Annotated in this window: 14 protein-coding genes; 9 read left to right on the forward strand and 5 right to left on the reverse strand. The window is 57.2% G+C overall.

Annotation, left to right across the window (positions count from 1 at the left end):
* Positions 1 to 27: 27 nt before the first annotated feature.
* The 4 genes from ACXAD0_RS00575 to ACXAD0_RS00590 all read right to left on the reverse strand — a co-directional run bounded on the left by ACXAD0_RS00575 (position 28) and on the right by ACXAD0_RS00590 (position 6,141).
* Complete coding sequence (locus ACXAD0_RS00575) at positions 28 to 2,451, reverse strand: agarase (RefSeq protein WP_475086398.1); 2,424 nt, start codon at positions 2,449 to 2,451, stop codon at positions 28 to 30.
* 145 nt (positions 2,452 to 2,596) lie between these two features.
* Entirely contained in the window at positions 2,597 to 3,751 is a 1,155-nt protein-coding gene (locus tag ACXAD0_RS00580; RefSeq protein ID WP_475086399.1) for a mandelate racemase/muconate lactonizing enzyme family protein, read from the reverse strand.
* Between the two features lie 7 nt (positions 3,752 to 3,758).
* Positions 3,759 to 4,535, reverse strand: coding sequence for an SDR family NAD(P)-dependent oxidoreductase (locus ACXAD0_RS00585; RefSeq protein ID WP_475086400.1), 777 nt, complete (start codon positions 4,533 to 4,535; stop codon positions 3,759 to 3,761).
* A gap of 43 nt (positions 4,536 to 4,578) precedes the next feature.
* The gene (locus tag ACXAD0_RS00590; RefSeq protein WP_475086401.1) at positions 4,579 to 6,141 is read right to left on the reverse strand and encodes a sugar porter family MFS transporter; all 1,563 of its coding nucleotides are present in this window, start codon (positions 6,139 to 6,141) and stop codon (positions 4,579 to 4,581) included.
* A 169-nt stretch (positions 6,142 to 6,310) separates the two neighbouring features.
* Here ACXAD0_RS00590 and ACXAD0_RS00595 point away from each other — a divergent pair, with 169 nt between their 5' ends.
* From ACXAD0_RS00595 to ACXAD0_RS00635, 9 genes are all read left to right on the forward strand, one after another.
* Entirely contained in the window at positions 6,311 to 6,946 is a 636-nt protein-coding gene (locus ACXAD0_RS00595; protein ID WP_475086402.1) for a 2-dehydro-3-deoxy-6-phosphogalactonate aldolase, read from the forward strand.
* A gap of 256 nt (positions 6,947 to 7,202) precedes the next feature.
* On the forward strand, positions 7,203 to 8,093 hold the full coding sequence (locus ACXAD0_RS00600) for a fumarylacetoacetate hydrolase family protein (protein WP_475086403.1): 891 nt from the start codon (positions 7,203 to 7,205) through the stop codon (positions 8,091 to 8,093).
* An 11-nt stretch (positions 8,094 to 8,104) separates the two neighbouring features.
* On the forward strand, positions 8,105 to 8,866 hold the full coding sequence (locus tag ACXAD0_RS00605) for an SDR family NAD(P)-dependent oxidoreductase (RefSeq protein ID WP_475086404.1): 762 nt from the start codon (positions 8,105 to 8,107) through the stop codon (positions 8,864 to 8,866).
* 141 nt (positions 8,867 to 9,007) lie between these two features.
* Complete coding sequence (locus tag ACXAD0_RS00610; RefSeq protein WP_475086405.1) at positions 9,008 to 10,162, forward strand: extracellular solute-binding protein; 1,155 nt, start codon at positions 9,008 to 9,010, stop codon at positions 10,160 to 10,162.
* Positions 10,163 to 10,166: 4 nt separating this feature from the next.
* Complete coding sequence (locus ACXAD0_RS00615; RefSeq protein WP_475086406.1) at positions 10,167 to 11,327, forward strand: CaiB/BaiF CoA transferase family protein; 1,161 nt, start codon at positions 10,167 to 10,169, stop codon at positions 11,325 to 11,327.
* Complete coding sequence (locus ACXAD0_RS00620; protein WP_475086407.1) at positions 11,324 to 12,472, forward strand: CaiB/BaiF CoA transferase family protein; 1,149 nt, start codon at positions 11,324 to 11,326, stop codon at positions 12,470 to 12,472. The genes ACXAD0_RS00615 and ACXAD0_RS00620 overlap by 4 nt, the downstream gene beginning before the upstream one ends.
* 4 nt (positions 12,473 to 12,476) lie before the next feature.
* A complete protein-coding gene (locus tag ACXAD0_RS00625; protein WP_475086408.1) occupies positions 12,477 to 13,256 on the forward strand; it encodes an enoyl-CoA hydratase/isomerase family protein in 780 nt (259 codons plus the stop codon).
* Positions 13,257 to 13,290: 34 nt separating this feature from the next.
* Positions 13,291 to 14,739: an aldehyde dehydrogenase family protein gene (locus ACXAD0_RS00630; protein ID WP_475086409.1), complete on the forward strand. Its 1,449-nt coding sequence runs from the start codon at positions 13,291 to 13,293 to the stop codon at positions 14,737 to 14,739.
* An 81-nt stretch (positions 14,740 to 14,820) separates the two neighbouring features.
* Positions 14,821 to 15,198 carry a hypothetical protein gene (locus tag ACXAD0_RS00635; protein ID WP_475086410.1) on the forward strand — a complete coding sequence of 126 codons (378 nt, stop codon included), beginning with the start codon at positions 14,821 to 14,823 and terminating at the stop codon, positions 15,196 to 15,198.
* 3 nt (positions 15,199 to 15,201) lie between these two features.
* Here ACXAD0_RS00635 and ACXAD0_RS00640 read toward each other — a convergent pair whose 3' ends face one another.
* The gene (locus ACXAD0_RS00640; RefSeq protein WP_475086411.1) at positions 15,202 to 17,796 is read right to left on the reverse strand and encodes a glycoside hydrolase family 2 TIM barrel-domain containing protein; all 2,595 of its coding nucleotides are present in this window, start codon (positions 17,794 to 17,796) and stop codon (positions 15,202 to 15,204) included.
* Positions 17,797 to 17,852 lie beyond the last annotated feature (56 nt).

Here is a 17,852-nt window from a genome sequence, read left to right on the forward strand (position 1 = left end):
CCGATTCAGTGAAGAGGGACCGACCTGTTAGTCCGCCTCGATTTCTGCGCTGGCCAGGGAACCGAAACGGCGTTGATAAAGCGTACTGTGAACTTCCTTGGCGGCCTTTACCATTTCCGCGTACGGCACATCGGCGACAGACACAAAGCCATTCGCATAGTTCTCGCCATCATAAGCTCGTCCGGTAATCGGCGAGTCCATGTACTGGAACATATGCACACCGACAAACCAGGGGTTATCGATAAAAGAATGCATATAGTTCTTGAACATGCGCCCGCGATCTTTCTGATCCGCGGAAATGACGATACCCGGATGGAAGTGCCCCTGATCATCGGACCCGAAGCTGAATTCACCGATGAGACTGGGCTTGTCGATCTCGGCAAGAAACTCCCACTTGGATGGCACCAGCCCTTCTTCATAGAGGTTGTAGCTGATCACATCCACATGAATAGCTGCCGCCTTGACGATCTCTTCCGGCATGCCCCAGCTTGGCAGGCGCGAACCGAGGTACAGATGGTTGGGCAGTACCGACTTCATTGCCTTGTTAATCGTGCCGAAGTACTGCTTGCCATACTCGTGCAACAGCATGGAGTAATCCCGTTTCTGCGCCTCCGTGACGAAACTGGAATCGATACCTTTGGCGAAGGCCTCCCAGGAGGCAATATCTTTGCCCCATGCCGTGTTCAGGTCCTGGATACTGGCGTACTGCGCTTGCAGTTTTTTCGTGAATGCCGCTTTGGCCGGCGTATCTGCTGCATCCCGGGAGAGTGCATTCAGCACAATCCCGTAGTGCAGCTCATCCGTTTCCAGGCGACCAAAACTCTGCTCATTGTCGAAGAAAATCCCCATGCACCAGGGACTGCTTTCAATCTGTGCAGCCACGCCGTGTGCGGCGACGACTGCGCGCTCGTGAAACCGCGGATCATAGGGATCCGGCACCGGGTGCCAGAAATCGAAGCCGCTGGAAAGCGTACTGAATTCACCAATGATATCGGCAAATGCCACAAACGGAATGCGCTTCTGCTGGTAGAACGGGTCCGCCGCCCAGTTGCCCAACGAGGTAAAGCCCCAATCCAGCATGCGGTCCACGGTCACTTTTTGCCAGGTGTCCAGATAGGATTCCGGATAGGTCTCACCATAGCGACGTTCGAGGTTGGCGCTATAGAAGCTGTATGTCTCGCCGTGCTTCAGCGGACCCGACTGGGTCTCGCGACGATAGCCGTAGTGATTGCCCAGCGGATCATCGTAACCGGGCAGCCAGTTAAACATCTTGGCCCGCACATCAGAAATCAGTTCACGGGTTTCCCAGGCCTTGGCATCCACTCGATTCAATGGCTGGTCATCTTCTGCAATCAATTCTTCCGCACTGCGCTTGGGAATCAGCGCCTGATCGTAATCGTAACCTGTAATGGTGGAGGAGTTGGACAGGCGAATAATGTCGATACCCGTGGAGAAGTAGAGATAACCTTCCGGATCCACCAGCGCCCATTTGCCATTGACCTTTTCGGTGCGGAAAAAACCAGTCGCCTCGAGCTGCGGACCCTGTTTCCAGCCGCTGTATTGCGATCGGTCCTGCATCGGCTCGCCAGACAAACCGGCAAGTTCTTCCTCAACAATCTCGCGCAGGTGGTCATCAGAGTGCACCTTACCCGCGTAATCGACTTTGGCGTTCTGGCCATACTGGTCTAGCAGGCCCTCGAGGAAAGTTTTATCCATCTCCGGATTGGCACGCAGACGCAGGTTGTCAATCGTATATTCACGGTCACTCAAGCTGCCATCCGAGCCAAAAACAATCTTGGTTATGCCGCTCAGGTCGAGGCGTTTCTTGCCCCAGAAAGAATGCAGCTGCTTGTCGTCGGAAACCCAGGTCACCGGGTTGGAACGCAGGCCCGAAGCGAAGTTGAATTCATTTTTCGCCGCAGCTTCCGGGTCAATCTGGTCATGGCCATCGAGTTTGGCATAGAACGTTTGCGCCGGCCCTACCGGCACGACCATACCACGGGTATAACTATCGCCATTCTTGTCGGTCATAGTGACATCAATCTGTACCGACTCTGTACCGTAATTGGCGACATCAAAAGCCAGGTTGAAATCAGACAGCTCACTCCAGTCCCAGGGCTCTGCCGGCTCAATCACCAGCCCGGCATCATTGTTGTCTTTCAGGTTAAGTTTGACGTTGAGCGCCTTGCCCGCTTCGCCGTGATCAACGAGCTCCGCGACACCATTATGGACCTGCACAGACGCCGGCATTTGATCACCATCAAAGCCTTCCAGTAACAGGTCGCCGGTCAGCAAGGCCGTGTTCCCCACAGACTGAGCGCCCGTCTCCGCCGAAACATTATCCTCGGGCTGACCACATCCATTTATGCCAAACATCGCCAGCGCGATGGCGAGACTCAATCCGCTACGGACAGCCAAATGGCCAGGTCGTTGGGAAGCTTTCTGATGCATTATTCTTTCCTGCGTATCTCATTGGCCGGCCAATCGTGCCGGCGTTCACTCAATGGTTATCGGCCAACCCTGCCCGGTACTGCGATTCCGTCGCGGGGCCCCTCCGGTTTTTCCGGAGTGATGCGGCTCTCGTGGTTTAAATGATTTACCAGTTGGTATAGGAACCATCTGGCTTGTGCAGGCGCGGAGCCTCCCAGAAACGGAAGCTCTGCTCCGCCAGCAATGCCTCGTTCACATCAATCCCCAGCCCCGGCGCGTCCCCAACCGGATACACGCGATTCACCTCGACAGGTCGGTTTATGAAAAACTTGTCATGGTCGGACGTGTCAGAATCATAGGGAGCAATCTCACACCAGGCCAGGTTAGGAATTGCGGCACACATTTGAATGGTGGCCGCAGTACATACCGGCCCGAGCGGGTCATGCGGCATCACATCGATGTAATGGGTTTCCGCGATGGCGGCGACTTTCATCGCTTCGGTCAGCCCCCCGACATTACACACATCGATGCGGGCAAAGTTGGTGAGACCGCTTTCGATATAGGGCATAAAATCCCACTTGCTTGCACACTCCTCACCGATGGCAAACGGTGCATTCACCATGCTGCGCAGGCTCTGGTAGGCTGCCGGCGTCTGATCGCGGATCGGCTCTTCCAGGAAATCCAGCACCCCATCACCGAGTTTGTGGCAAAAACTCGCAGCCTCTGCCACTGAAAGACGATGGTGATAGTCGATACCCAGCACAACTTCCTCACCGAGCTCCTGCCGAATCTCCTTCAAGCTGCCGGCGGCCGCAGCAATGGACTTACGCACGTCAAAGGTCGTCGGCTGTTGCGGAGATCCATGCTCTCCTGTGGTTGCACGAATGACTTGCCAGCCCTGCTCCCGCAGCGCGCGAAAATCGTCCAGCAGTGCTTGCCCCATCGGTTTGGTGGAAGTCACAAACAACGGGATTTCGTCGCGCTGGCGACCACCCAGTAACTGATAGACCGGCACTCCCAGCACCTTGCCGGCAATATCCCATAGCGCGATATCAATGGCGGAAATCGCCGCGGTCAGCACACGACCACCTTCAAAATACTGGCTGCGGTACATTTCCTGCCAGAGAGCGCCGATGTTGCGCGGATCTTTACCCAGCAAGAACTCCCGGTAGTGTTTTACCGCACCGACCACGGCAAGTTCACGACTGGACAGACCGGACTCCCCCCAACCGTAGATTCCCTCATCGGTCTCCACCTTGACCAGACACAGGTTGCGATGGCCAACCCAGACCGGATACACCTTGATGTCAGAAATTTTCATCGGCGACTCACTTGAGATCATCGGTGGGGCAAAGGCTGGCACTCAGACCGTGATCCGCAGTCAGGTCAGAACCGGTAAGCGCACCGGCATGATCCGACAACAGGAACGCGGCGATCTGTCCCACCTCTTCCACAGTGTTGTACTTGCCATCGGCATGCATCTTGCCGAAGGAAGCGGCCAGCAACGGGTTTTCCTGTGCGACTCTGGCAACGGCCTCGGTGTGGGTCAGCCCCGGGCTGAGACTATTGATGCGGATTCCCAGGGGCCCGAGGCTCCACGCCATCGCGCGTGTCATGGCAACGATACCGGCCTTGGTCGCGGCATACATTTCGTAACCGGCCACGCTGGCGCCCGCGTGATTGGAGGCAATATTGACGATGGCCGAACCCGGCTGCATTTTTCGCGCCGCCGCCTGGCATAACAAAAATACGGATCGCTGGTTAACCGCCCAAAGGCAGTCGAGTTTCTCGGGCGGAAAATCGAGAAAGTCACATTCCACTGTAATTCCGGCATTATTAATCAGCCCATCGAGCCGCCCATATTTATTGATCACACTGGCGATAAAGGGCTCGATAGCAGCGACGTCACTGACGTCTAACAGGAAACTCTCGCTCGCAAAGCCACGATCGCGCAATGCATCAGCCTTGTCACTGGCATCCTGGATATCCGCCAGTACAACAGTAGCTCCCGATGCCGCACAGACCTGGGCAATACCCCAGCCGATGCCTGCGGCAGCACCGGTAACAACCACAACTTTCTGTTCCAGCAAGGCGCTTGCGTTCAAATCTTCACTCTCCGGGTTTCAGTCAGCCAAAGTCTTTGAGCATTCAAGCTCGCACCAGTGCGGCCTCGATTTCTTCGATGGATTTGTTTTTGGTCTCCGGCAGCAGGCGGAACAAAACGCCCCAACCGATCGCAATCGACACAGCGTAGAAGGCGAAAATTTCTGCAGCTCCCATATTGTTGAGTTGCCAGGGGAAGAACTGCTGCACAAAGTAGCTCACCACACTGGTCACCAGGGCAAACGCCGGAATCGCGATACCGCGCACATTGATCGGGAAAATTTCCGAGAACAGCACCCACATAATCGGGCCTATGGAAAAGTTGAACGCGGCAATGAAGCACATGATCCCGAGCAGCACCAAAGTCGTATCAATCTGGATAGCAGCCTGAATCAGGGATCCCTCATTCGCACGGGCAACATCTGCACCCAATACGTTGTACAGTGCCTGCTTGAAAGCGACATCGCTCTCGTACACCACCCCGGCAATGGCCTGTAGTGCAGAGGCATCAAAATCCGTCAGCGCCACAATCGCGTCAGAGCTCAACTCGTAACTCGCCTGCGAAAAAGTCCAGGCGCAGACAAACAGGCTCAAGCCTCCCCAGGCAAGTCCGAACAGGACCAGCGGACGGCGCCCAAGACGGTCAATCAGCAGCAATGCCAATATCGTAAACATGACGCTGACCACGCCGACCACAACGGCCTGCAGGAAGGCCGCATCGGTACCGATGCCGACCTGCTCAAATACCGTTGGGGCATAAAACATAATGGCATTGATGCCGGTGATCGGCTGGACGATGGCGATGGCTAGACCCACCCATACCGCTGTGCGCAATCGTGGCTTGAACAGCTCCGTCAGTTGTTCGAGGAAGCTCCCCGCGGAGACACTGTTCGCCGCACTGGACTGAATTTCCGAAATCTGGGATTCGACCTGCCCGGCCGGCGTCAACCGCGCCAGCACACCGCGCGCCTCCTCAATGCGCCCCTTGAGCACCAGCCAGCGCGGACTCTCGGGAATTGTCATCAGCAGGATCAACCAGACCAGGGCGGGGAGCACTTCCACTCCCAGCATCCAGCGCCACGTATAGGTATCAATGCCCAGGCTTCCCACCCAACTTGCGTCATTGTTGGAGGCCATCAGAATCAGGTAGTTGGCAAAGTATGCCGCGGACAGACCGACCACAATCGTAATCTGGTTCATGGAGACCAGCTTGCCGCGCATATTCGCCGGGGCGATCTCACCGATATACATGGAAGCGAGCGATAGAGAGGTAAACGCCAGCCCACCGAGGAAGCGCGCCGCCACGAGGGATTCAAAATTGGGCGCGAGCACCGAAGCGATCGCCGACACAAGGTAGAGTGAGGCAATGATCAACAACGCCGCCTTGCGGCCGTAGGCGTCGCAGATTCGGCCGGTAATCATTAGTGCGAAGATAACGCCAAAGCCCGGCGCACTGACCACTGTGCCCACCTGCAGGTCGGACAGCGCAAACTCAGCAGTGATAAATCGCACCGTGCCGGAAATCAGCGCGGCATCGAGACCGAAGATAAACCCACCGAACGCAACAATGGCTGCAAACCGGAAGGCCGTCATTTGTAATGCTCTCATCGGGCGAACACCTCATTTATTGTTATACGGCCTCCAGCTCTGCGGCGGGACCGGTTCAGCAATCATCATACAACGCTGACACCATTTTGTTAACAATTAACTATATACAACTTTTGGCGTCGTCCATATAATCGTCGCAAATAGAGATAAACATGACGTTGGATGCCCCATGCTGACAGAGCAGTTTCACCAGGCCCTGGCTGAGTGCCCACTGGTTGCCATTATTCGTGGGGTGCAGCCCCACGAAGTGGAACGGGTTGGCGGCGCCCTGCTGGAGGCGGGCATCCGCGCCATAGAAGTCCCTTTAAACTCACCGGATCCGTTAACCAGTATTGAGCGACTCGCACGGCTCATGGATGGCCACGGTATCTGTGGGGCCGGCACTGTGCTGACCCCGGAACAGGTACAAGATGTACAAAATGCCGGCGGCCAGATCATCGTATCACCAAACTGTGATCAAGATGTCATCAATGCCACGCTGCAGCGGGGACTCGTTTCGACCCCCGGGTGCCTGACCCCCACAGAGGCGTTTGCCGCCCTCAAAGCCGGAACCAATTTCCTGAAACTGTTCCCCGTCGCGGACTTCAGCCCCGCCTACGTCAAATCACTGCACGCGGTTCTGCCAGAGAACGTCACCACTCTGGCAGTCGGCGGCATCGACCTCCACAATATGGCCGATTTCTGGGCCGCCGGCATACGCGGTTTCGGCCTGGGATCGAACCTCTATCGCGCCGGCGACACCGCCGCCACGGTAATGGCAAAAGCCTCCGCCCTGGTGGCCGCCAGCCAACAGCTTTCAGGCTAGCTTCTCCCTCATCATCACTGATTGTTATCAGTTTGCTTGCCTTGTTCCGCCCCTCTGGGGCGGCTTTTTTTGCCTACATCAACGCGCTCCTGCTCACCCCCCGGCGATCGCCCAATACCAGTGCATCTCGACGCCGCTCGCACCATATTGTTGACAATCTACAATTGCAGCGAGAGAATCAAGGCAGGATCACTTTCTCGCTACGACACAGGTGGGCCGCATGCGCCCCCGCTAATAATGATTGTTAGGAGTTCTCATGAAGTTTCTTCGCGTTGGCGCTGCGGGCGCCGAGATACCCTGCGTGCTGGACGCAGCGGGCCAGGCCCGGGACATTTCTTCCCTGGTAACGGACATCACCCCGGAAACCATCGCGAGCCTGACGGAGAAACTGGCAGACGTCGATCTCACAGCCCTGCCCGCAGTCCGCACCGAAGGGCAGCGTATCGGTGCACCGGTGAGCCAGCCGCGCAATATTCTCTGCATCGGACTGAACTTCAGCGATCACGCAGAAGAGGCCGGTATGGAGGCGCCATCTGAACCCATTCTGTTCAACAAGGCCTCCGGCACTTACTGCGGGCCACACGACGCCATCCCCTACTCCCCGAAAATGTCCAAGCTCGACTGGGAAGTGGAACTGGGCATCGTCATCGGCAAGCCCGCATTGAATGTTTCCGTTGAAGAAGCAGCGGATTACATCCTTGGCTACACGCTGGTGCACGATGTCTCCGAGCGCGCCTGGCAAATCGACCGCCTCGGCCAGTGGGCCAAAGGCAAGGGCTTCCCGAACTTTTGTCCCACCGGTCCGGTGATCGCTACGGGTGACGAAGTCGACGATGCCAAGGCACTGGATATGTGGCTCGACGTGAACGGCAAGCGCATGCAGACCGGCAATACCCGCACGATGATTTTTAACGCGGCGACCATTGTCAGCTACCTGTCTGAATTTATGCGCCTCGAGCCGGGCGACCTGATCTGCACCGGCACACCGCCCGGCGTTGGCTTCGGCATGAATCCGCCGCAGTACCTCAAGGTCGGTGACAAGGTCACTCTCGGAATCGAAGGGCTTGGTGAGCAGGCGCAGGAAATCATCGCGCTCGACGAGTTCCTCGCCGCCGCGCAGGACACGGCCGCACTGGCTGAAGCCTGAGGATCGCCACTATGAACCAGATCGATTTAAACGGGCGTGCGGCGGTAGTTACCGGCGCTGCCCGGGGCATGGGCTTTGCGGTGGCGAAGCGCTTTCTCGCTTCCGGAGCCAAAGTATCCCTTTGGGATGTGAGCGCAGAGGCCGTCAATGCGGCAGCGGCGAACCTTGCAGAAACTGCGCCCAGGGGGACCGTGGAAGCACGCGTGGTCGATGTAACAGATTACCGCAATGTAGAGACTGCAGCCGCCGCAACCGCCGACGCCTTTGGTGGTATCGACCTGCTGGTGAACTGTGCCGGCATCGCCGGTGTGAACACTCACCTGGTGGATTATCCACTGGACACCTGGCAACTGGTGCAGCGCGTAAACCTGGATGGCATTTTCCATACCTGCCGCGCGATCGTGCCGCACATGCAGAAAACTGGCTACGGACGCATCGTGAATGTCGCCTCTATGGCGGGCAAAGACGGCAATCCCAATGCATCAGCGTACTCGGTGTCCAAGGCCGGCGTTATTACCCTGACCAAAAGCCTCGGTAAAGAACTGGCACAGGAGAATATTCTCGCCAATGTGATCGTGCCGGCGGTGATCAGAACGGAAATGCTCGATGACGTTACCGAAGAACAGATCAATTACATGATCGGCAAGATCCCTATGGGGCGCATGGGCACCGTTGAGGAAATCGCCGCGATGTCTGCATGGATGTGTTCGGCAGAGTGTTCCTACAGTACCGGCGCAGTCTTCGATATGTCTGGCGGACGCGCGACCTATTAACCCATCTCATCACCACCGGGCCTGCCCGGGGAAAGCGCATCGGCCCCGCTCTTTGGGGCCACTTTTTTGCGCAAGTGGATCCGCTGCGTCGCTTGCTAGCGCGATCACCTCGAGCGACCCACTGTATTCGAGAGATTATTCATGAGCAGCTCCAAGATCGTTCTGCGTGGCATGACCTGGAACCACACCCGCGGTTTTACCCCGATGGTGGCCGCGTCACAACGCTATGAAGAACTGAATCCTGATGTCAGTATCCTGTGGGACAAGCGCTCACTACAGGCATTTGCCGACGAACCTATCGACCAGCTGGCGCAAACCTATGATTTGCTGGTGATTGACCATCCATGGACCGGCTTCGCGGCGCGCGAGCGGGTCATCCTGCCACTGGATGACTATCTACCCGCAAACTTCCTGCAGGACCAGGCAGAAAATGCCGTCGGTGCATCACACACTTCCTACCGCTACGACAACCAGCAGTGGGCGCTGGCATTGGATGCCGCAACACCCGTTGCCTCGCTGCGAGCCGATCTCCTGCAGGAAATGGAAATTGATGAACCGCAATCCTGGGACGACCTGATGTCCCTGGCGCAACGCGGGCTGGTGGCCGTACCGAGTATCCCTCAGGACACCCTGATGAACTTCTACATGCTCTGCTCCACATTGGGAGAAGACCCGTGTCAGGAGGAAGCGCAGGTGGTCAGCGAAGCCACTGGCATCGATGCGCTGGGAATGCTCAAGGCACTGTCTGACCAGCTCGACCGGCGCTGCTTCGACTGGAACCCAATTCAGGTCTACGAAGCCATGACCCGCAGTGATGCATTCGCCTACTGCCCGTTCGCTTACGGCTATGCGAACTACGCACAGCCCGGCTATGCGCGCAGAAAACTCGTGTTTCGTGACACCGTCAATCTCGCCAACGACCAGCGTCTGTGCACCACACTGGGAGGGACCGGGCTGGCGATCTCCGCACGCTCCACTGAGGCACGGATCGCTGCTGACTTTGTCCATTTTGTCGGTGATCCTGAATTCCAGAGCAGCTTCTACGTTCAGTACGGCGGCCAACCCGGACACCGCTCAGCCTGGACCAACAGCACAAACAACGCGCTCACCGATAGCTACTTCGCCAATACACTGCCAACACTGGACCGCGCGTTCCTGCGGCCGCGCTACCACGGCCATATGTTCTTTCAGGACAATGCCGGTGCGCCCATTCGCCACTACCTGATGGAAGGCGGTGATGCCCGAGCACTGCTTGCGCACCTCAACACGCTCTACGTGCGCTCCCGCCAGGACTGACAGCATGCAGCCAACACCCTCACAGCCCTTGCGCGGCATCACGGTACTGGAATTCAGCCAGTACCTGGCCGGCCCCTATGCGGGCCTGCGATTGGCTGACCTGGGCGCCCGGGTTATCAAGATTGAGCGACCCGGTAGTGGCGACGCCTGTCGACAGCTCGCCACCAAGGACCTGTATGTCGACGGTGACAGCCTGTTGTTCCATACCATCAATCGGAACAAAGAATCGTTTTGCGCGAACCTGAAAGAGGCCAACGATCTTGTCCGGGTAAGACAGCTCATCGGACAGGCCGACGTGCTGACCCATAATTTTCGCCCCGGCGTGATGGAAAAAATTGGGCTCGATTACCAAAGTGTGCGCAATCTGAACCCTGAGCTGGTGTATGGCGAGGTGAGCGGCTACGGCAATACCGGGCCGTGGGCGGCAAAGCCCGGCCAGGATCTACTGGCGCAGGCGGTATCGGGCATTACCTGGTTTTCCGGTAATGCCGATAGCGATCCGATTCCGCTGGGACTGGCGATTGCCGATATGCTGTGTGGCACCCATCTGGCCCAGGGCCTGCTGGCAGCCCTGCTACGCCGCCGGCGCAATGGCGGTGGCGGCCTGGTGCAGGTTAGCCTGCTGGAATCCATGATCGACTTCCAGTTTGAAGGGCTATCCACCTACCTCAATAATGGCCGAATTTTGCCGCGCCGCAGTGAGGTCGCCAATGCCCACGCCTTGCTGGGTGCGCCCTACGGTATCTATGCCACCCAAGACCACTGGATTGCGATTTCCATGTGCTCGTTAGCTGACCTGGCCACGGCACTGGACTGCCCCAGTATTGACGTACCCGACAGTGAATCATTTCGCCAGCGCGAGACAATCAAGCATGTCCTGGCCAACCACCTGGCCGGTAACACCACCGAATATTGGCTGACGCGACTGGAAAATGCCGACATCTGGGCATCGGAACTCATCGACTACGACAAGCTACTCGAACACCCGGCCATCAGGGCACTGGATATGTCACTGCCGGTCCGCCGGGCAACCGTTGATGGTACCGATGTCAGGGTCACGACAACCCGCTGTCCCCTGCGGATCAACGGTGAAACCCTGCGCAGTAGCCGCGGCGCGCCTGCTTTAGGCGCAGACACCCAGCGTATTCTTGGGGAGATGCAATGAAGCCTCTGGAAAACATGCTGGTGCTGGATTTCTCCCAGTTTCTGTCCGGCCCCTCCGCCGCCCTGAGACTCTCCGACCTTGGGGCACGTGTCATCAAAATTGAGCGTCCTCACCGTGGTGATGACTGTCGCCGACTCTATCTGTCCGACTGCATGCTCGATGGAGAGTCGAGTCTGTTTCAGGCAATCAACCGGGACAAGCAAAGCTACTGCGCAGACCTCAAGGATCCCACCCAGCGCAGAGCACTGAATGCCCTGATCGCACGAGCCGATATCCTCATCGCCAACTTTCGTCCCGGCGTGATGCAAAAGCTCGGCCTCGACTACGAAAAAGTACGCAGGATTAACCCGGGAATTATTTACGGAGAAATTTCCGGCTATGGTGAACGCGGCCCCTGGGCCAGGCGCCCGGGACAGGACCTGCTCCTGCAAGCGCTGTCCGGTCTGGCGTGGCTCTCCGGCAGCCGCGACGATGGCCCTGTTGCCATGGGGGTCCCGGTAGCCGACATCTTTACCGGAGCGCAACTGGTACAGGGAATCCTTGCCGCAGCGTTCGCGCGCGAATGGAGCGGGCAAGGCGCACATGTCCAGATCAGCATGCTGGAAGCGATGCTCGACTTTCAGTTTGAGCCCCTCACCATCCTGCTACAGGAACCCAGCCAGACCATTGAGCGCGCAAAGGTCAATGGTGCACATACACTGGTTGCCGGCGCGTATGGCCTGTACCGCACCGCTGACGGCTTTATCGCGCTATCGATGGGGCGTATCAGTGACCTCGCCAACCTGCTCGACTGCGAAGCGCTACTGACGTACAGCGATCCGGCCTGTGCGTTCTCCGAGCGCGACAATATCAAAGACATCCTCGCGGCACATTTACCCGGTAATACCACTGCACACTGGTTGTCACTGCTGGAGCCTGCCGATATCTGGTGTGCAGAAGTACTGGACTGGGAAGCGCTGCTGGCCCACGAAGGTTTCAAGAGCCTCGATATGTTGCAACAACTTCCCCTGAACGGCAGCAACTCGTTTATGACCAGCCGCTGCCCGATTCGACTCGATGGCGAGCGGTTATGGGGAAAACACAGCGCGCCGGCATTGGGCGAACAACAGGCAATCATCTCCCAAGAATTGTTAAACGGCGGTTAGTACGATGAACGATAGTGCCATCATTTCGTTTTGCGGAGAGGGTGTTGCCCGCATCACCCTGCAGCTCGGTCCGGCCAACGCCTATCACGCGGCGTTCCTTAGCCATATCGGTGCCCTGCTGGCCGAGCTGGAAAGCAATGACCGTATCCGTGTCGTTATTATCGATAGCGCCCTGTCAAAATTCTTCTGTGCAGGCGCCGATATCAGGGTTTTTGAAAAAAACTCGGTCGCACAGAATCTCGAACTGGTGCATCAGGCACGCCACAATGCTGAGACTATCGAGGGCAGCCGCAAAATTTATATCGCAGAGGTCGCCGGCCATTGTTTGGGTGGCGGCCTCGAACTGGCGATGGCCTGCGACTTTATTTTTGCCGCGGAGGGAAGTTTCCGCCTGGGACTTCCGGAAATCAAACTCGGCCTGATACCCGGTAACGGTGGCACCCAGCGTCTGGTACGGCGTGCCGGAAGTAAAGCGGCAATGAAACTCCTGTTGAGAGGTGACACCGTCGATGTTGCCGAATCTATGGCGCTGGGCCTGCTGGACGCCGTTTTCCCAGTAGCTACCCTCCGCGATTCGGTAACCGCATTTGCCAGCGAGATTGCCCAGGGGCCGGCACTCGCCCTGGCCGCGACCAAACGATGCCTGCGCGATGGCAGCAGTTTACCGCTTGCGCAGGGGCTGCAGCTGGAGGCGGGCCTGGCAGATGCACTCTACGAAACACCAGATGCCCGTGAAGGATTACTCGCCTTTACAGAAAAGAGGCCAGCGCAATTTAATCAATAAACTCCAGATCTAATAACAACATGCGGAGGCGATGATGCAACAGACCGACCAACACTACCCCTGCTATATCAATGGCGAGTGGATCGACAGTACGCAAAAACTTGCGGTAGAGAATCCGGCAACTGGCGAAGTGTTTGCCACCGTCCCGGACTGCACGATTGCGCAGGCAGATTTGGCGCTGGCGTCTGCACAGAGCGCGTTGCAGGGATGGAAACTACTCCCTGCCATAGAGCGCGGTCGCCACCTGAAGCAGCTGGCAGAGGTGCTGCAGGCGGAGCGGGACCTGTTTGCGCGGTTGCTGGTGGTTGAGCAGGGCAAAACACTCAATGAAGCCTACGGGGAATTTGACGATACGCTCAACTACCTGACGTACTCCGCCGAGGCCGCGCGTCGACTGGAAGGCAATATCTTTCCGTCCGATAGCGCCGGCGAGCAACTCTGGATCCAGAAGGTTCCCTATGGGGTGACCATCGGCCTGTGTGCATTCAATTATCCCCTCGCCCTGATCGGGCGCAAGGTTGGTCCCGCGCTGGTCACCGGTAATACCATCATTATCAAACCCCATGAGGCGACCCCGGTTACTGCGATGGTGTTCGCGCGCTGTGTTGAGCGCGCCGGAATTCCGGCCGGTGTCATCAATGTGATCAGCGGGAGTGGCATCGCGGTCGGCGAGCATCTGGTCAAGAGCCCGATTACCCAGCTGGTCACCCTCACCGGCAGTATTCGTGCTGGCCAGGCCATCTGTCGCTCGGTCGCTGACAATGTCACTGCGGTTTCCCTGGAACTGGGGGGCAAAGCCTCATTTATTGTGCTGGAAGATGCAGACATCGAGAAAGCCGCCGAGGCCGCGGTCATTTCCCGCTATGCAAATTGCGGCCAGGTGTGCATCTGTGCCGAACTGGTGCTCGTTCACGAAAATGTGGCCGATGCCTTTACCCAGAAAGTACTGGAGCGGGTTCGCGCAATCGATGTCGGTGACCCGATGGAGAACCCCGGTATGGGACCGTCAGTGACGGCACAGGGGCTGGACCGGGTGGAGACTATTGTCCATGACAGTATTGCCGCCGGTGCCACGCTCGCCGTGGGCGGCCGTCGTCCGGAAGGCGCGCAATTCGCGCATGGTAATTGGTACCAGCCAACCGTTTTGACAGACGTAACCCCGGATATGGCCGCTGCACGTGAAGAAATTTTTGGGCCCGTATTGCCTATCGTTAAGGTCGGCTCCTACGAAGAAGCCGTGGCCATCACCAATCGTCGCAATGATGGTCTCAGTGCTTATCTATTTACCAATAACTACCGCACGATTATGGACGCTATTGCTCGGCTGGAAGTCGGTACGGTGTTCGTGAACAAACAGATCGTCGGCTACATCCAGGGATACCACTCTGGACATAAGCGAAGCGGGATCGGCGGCGAGGATGGCATATACGGTATCGAGGGATATCTGCAGAAGCGCACGGTTTATCTCAATTGCAATGAATGAGCGCACACCGAGTATCCGCTGCACACAGTAGCGGGACCAGAAAAACACACTTCTTTGTCAGTATCTCGAAGGAGCTTTGCCATGGCGCAGCATATTATTATGAGCACACAGCCTAACGGCGGTAGCACACTGGCCCAGGCCGATACACCGCATTTCAGCGACGCGGAGCACCCTGACGGTTGGCGGGGCATGGCCCTGCAAGATGCCGGTATCCTGATGTTTACCTTTGACATCGCCGCCGATGCCACTGAATACCCCCTGCATGCTTCAGAAGATGCATGGCTGGCCTATGTCGCCAGCGGTGCTGGTACGCTATATGCTGCGGACGAGCATGGCCACAAGAGCGATGGTATGCGATACACAGAAGGGGACTACATCACGTTCCGACCCAATTGCCTGCATGGCTGGCAAAGCGACGGTAGCCCCAGTCGTATCGTCTTCACAAAGATCAGCCAATAGCCATTAACAATCCGCGCCTCTGCATTGGTCTGTTGTCGGATCGAGCAGCCGGGTTTCTTTCAATGCACCCTCGACGGAGCGCGCCGTCACTTCCAGCGGGCCGCTATCGGTTCGCCGCACGACAAATAGCGCGCGCCCTTCGTTAGTCAGCAGGCGCGCGGAACCGTAACCGGTCATCCGCGCGCTGTTGCCATTATCTGCCCCCAGCAACTCCAGGTTGGATCCGAACAGCAACTCGATCTCCCGATCATCGTGCTGGACCCGGTTACCGTCTTGGTCGTGCAGCTCAGCGATAATATGTGCAATGCTGTAGCCATCGAACGGCAGTTGCGTACGATCGATAGAAAGCTGGATACCTACGGGTGAGCCTGCGGACACGATCCGATCGCTTACTGCGCATCCCTCGAGCCCCCTGGCAACCAATTCACCTGCCGCAAATGGCAGCGCCCATTTCAGTTGACGATCAGGATTGTCTTCCAGTCGCCGAATACCGAGAGATACCCCATTCAATTGAAGCTCCACCGCAGGACAATTGGTTAGCACCTCAACGATCACTTGCTCGTCCTCAGGATAATTCCAATGGCGATTTACCTCGTGCCAGATCCACACCCGCTGCTGCCACTGACCGGGATCTTTTTCGACGACATCGCTCCCATCCAATCGATAAAGCGACTTTTCCGCGACCTGTGAACGAATATGAATATGCGGCTCAGGATTCCACAAGGACTTGAACAGGTGATAACTCGGGTTATCAAAACCGGCTGTATCCAACAGGCCACTGGTTAATGCCTTGCGAGGCCAGGCGCCGTGGCTTTCACCGAGGTAGTCAATGCCAGTCCACAGGAAAGTGCCCGGAATATAGGGTCGTTCCTCAATCGCTTTCCATTCATGCCACTGGGGCACATTCTCGGCACCATAGATCATTTTTTCCGGAAAGCGCCGATGGCCGTAGTCATAGATCACCCGACGGTAGCTGTAGCCGATCACGTCAAGCGCATCGGTGTAACCGCTGATATGGCTGACCGATGGCAAGATCAGATTGGCAGTGACCGGTCGGGTCGTATCGATATCACGCACCCACTCACGAAGTTTGTGCGCAGTCTTTGCCAACACGTGCTCACCCTCTGCGCTGCCATGGAAACGCTCGTGAATTTCCTCCGGGGCGATAAACGGTAAGTGATAAAAATAGTTTCCGGAGGCATTCATATCGAAGTAACCGCTCGCCGCCTTATAACGGGGATAGGTCCATTCGATTTCGTTACCGATACTCCACATGATCACAGAGGGGTGATTGCGATCGCGCTTGACCGCAAGCTTCAGGTCCGCTTCGGCCTCCTGTTGGAACCAATGCGCATAGCCACGGCTGATCTCGTCATTGTGACGCTCCCACTGGTTCAGGCGCTTGTCCTTCGGGCTGTCCCACTCATCGAAGATTTCGGCCTGCACCAACAAGCCAAGCTCGTCGCAAAGGCGCAACAGATTCGAAGAGGATGGGTTATGGGCCATACGCACGGCATTCACACCAGCCGCTTTCAGTTTGACTAAGCGCCGACGCCAAACGTCATCTGGCACGGCGGCACCTGCCAACCCCCCATCATGATGCAGGTTGACCCCCTTGATGGGGGTTGCCTTGCCATTGAGAAAGAATCCCAGTTTTGGATCGAAGCGCAGACTGCGGAAGCCAAAGGGGGTGGTCACCCGATCAACGACGCGCCCTCCCCGAAGGACTTCAGTATGAGCGACATACAGCGTCGGCGACGCCGGACTCCAGTTGTGCGGATTGTCGACCTGTAAGGCCTGCTGTACGAGCGCCGCTTTGCCCGCCTTAATATGGACCCGCGAAGACGTTAAGGCGACGCGGTTTCCCTGTGTATCGCGGATCTCCGTGCGAACCCGGGTATCGATAGGTACAGCAGTGCGATTATCCAGCTCAATGTCGAACTCCACCGCGCCCAAAGCGCCGTCTTTTAGCGGCGTGCGCACGTAGGTACCCCAGGGTGGAATATGCAGTGCGCCCGTACGTATCAGGCGGACATCGCGATAGATTCCGGAACCCGGGTACCAGCGGCTGTCAATGTAGCGGGAACGATCGACCCGTACCGCCAGTAGATTACCCTCGCGCTGTTCATTGAGCGCCTCGGTAATGTCGAGATAGAACGGCGTATATCCGTTTATCCGGCCACCGATACGCTGACCATTCAGCCAGATTTCACTGTGGTTATAGATACCATCAAACAACAGGTAGTAACGTTCGCCAGACTGCCGTTCTGCAAGAGAAAAATGCTTCCGGTACCAGCCAATGCCGCCGGGCAAGTAAGCCGTCGCCCCGTCGAGGTCGGGATCAAAAGGCGCTTCGATACTCCAGTCATGGGGCAGCCGCAGACTCCGCCAGTCTGAGTCATCGAACTCAGGATCGGAAAAACCGGAATTGTCCCCGAGCGTGAAGCGCCATCCGAAATTGAAATCCGCCTGGCGCTGTTGGGACGGTATCTCTACGGTGTTTACTGATGGCGCTGCCTGACCGCTCGCCAGGCAAGGCATCAACATCGTCATTACGTATAGTAGAGATGCAGGTACCGTCTTTTTATTGATTCGCATCGTATGCCCCGAAAGCTTGCCCTGGCGCCGCACCGAAAGCATGACTGCTTCTAAAC

The sequence above is a fragment of the Microbulbifer sp. ABF4_148 genome, from assembly GCF_056158985.1.